This is a genomic window from Salinisphaera sp. G21_0, from assembly GCF_017744115.1.
Classification (GTDB): Bacteria; Pseudomonadota; Gammaproteobacteria; order Pseudomonadales; family Endozoicomonadaceae; genus Endozoicomonas.
In genome coordinates this window covers 1-1520 of sequence record NZ_JAGHQW010000161.1, presented here as the reverse complement: position 1 = coordinate 1520, position 1520 = coordinate 1, and the positions used below count along the sequence as shown (strand labels likewise).

Genomic DNA, 1520 nt, shown 5'->3' with positions numbered 1-1520 from the left:
GCTCGATTTAATGGTCTTTTAGCAGCTGACGTGTATTTTTTAATTGAACTGGCATATTGACCGTGATTTCTCCCATCATAGCGATGACCGAAACGATAAGATTTACTCACCAGATCATCCATTATTTTCTGTTTGATGAGCGCATTAAAATCTTGAGCAAGGTTTACTGAACGGCGCTGTAGATGTTGAGAAGTGCATGCGTCAGAAGAACGGTAAAATTTATTACGCCCAGGGTTAGTGCGTGGGGTATCATCCCACCTGACTGTGGCATGTCTATATCGTCCTCGTCTTGAAGAAGCGGCATGGCCACCCGATCGGTTATAATAATTATCTGATCTTGCGTATTGACCACTGATACCAGCAGAGTTTCTATCCATAACTATATTTCATTAATTCATGAGAATATAAAAAGCAGACTGCTGTTATGTTCAGAAGTTCATTTTGCTGAAATGGCTATAGACGTAACCGGTTGGGTAAGCGCATCTACTCCTGATTCCACCAATTCGTTATTTTCAAATCATCCGGGGCGAGATGTATGGGTAACAAGTGTTCAACGCTGGCACTCCTTCCCTGGAATGTGAAAATGGTGCTTGAGTCATGACGGAAGGGAAGAGCTTACTGGCTGTTTTTTCTTTGCCTTTTTCTACCTGGTTTGCCTGTTTGCTCCTCTGAATGATCTTCGGCAGTCAAGTAACCGTGATCTGAGGGTTGCCTTCCTTTATCAGCAGTAACGTATGCATCATCTGCCCACCTTCTTTTAAGTGATACAGAGCCATGCCCCTGTGGCGGGATGCCTATCCTGGTCTTTATTTGATCAATGTATGGTTTCATTAAATCCTGACTCAAGAGCATGTTAAACGGAATTTCAATGACCTCAAATCCTGCTTTTTGCAACAGTGCGATTTTAAGCAGAGTCGAACCATTCCTGGTTTTGAAATCACCACCCACGTAATGATAAGGTCCCTGAACTTCAATCACCATGTTGTGATCTGGCAGTAGCAGGTCAACCGGAGGCAGTGAGTTCAGACTCTTTTCTTCTTCAATCCTCAAAGATGGAATGCATGATTGGAGTTGATTGCGGAAGTCGGATTGACGTTTTGAAACGATTGTCTGGTAATGGGGTACGACCGGACACGCTCTCCCAAGCCAACTTGCGGCCATGGCCATGATGGATTGATCCTCTTCATTGTCGGGGGATGTATTTTTCAGGCAAGTAAACAGGTCATCCATGTGCTTTTCAAGCACATTTTTTTTATTGATAGTGGAGACCAGAGATAACCTGGCACAGCACACCATTACTCCCCAGAGAGACATAAATATCCCTTGCTGAGAGAGCAGAGGGTTGTTACTGATCCGGTAGACAAGCGATTCGAACGTAGAGGTAACCACGTTGAGCTTAACGAGCTCACCCAGTTTCGCCATGGCCCACAGCAGGTTGGCGATATGCTGAGGAATAAATTGATCTTTCTGTGCGTTCACGAGGGGCAACAGCGCAGCGACGGCCTCGTTGAACTCTGGTG

The 1520-nt window shown here is 45.0% G+C and carries 2 protein-coding genes; both read right to left on the bottom strand.

Features of this window, described 5'->3' with window-relative positions:
• The coding region (locus tag J7439_RS25395) for a hypothetical protein (RefSeq protein WP_209204847.1) at positions 1–377 on the bottom strand (377 nt) is incomplete at its 3' end.
• A 238-nt stretch (positions 378–615) separates the two neighbouring features.
• On the bottom strand, positions 616–1520 hold a 905-nt coding region (locus J7439_RS25390), incomplete at its 5' end, for an RAP domain-containing protein (RefSeq protein ID WP_209204846.1).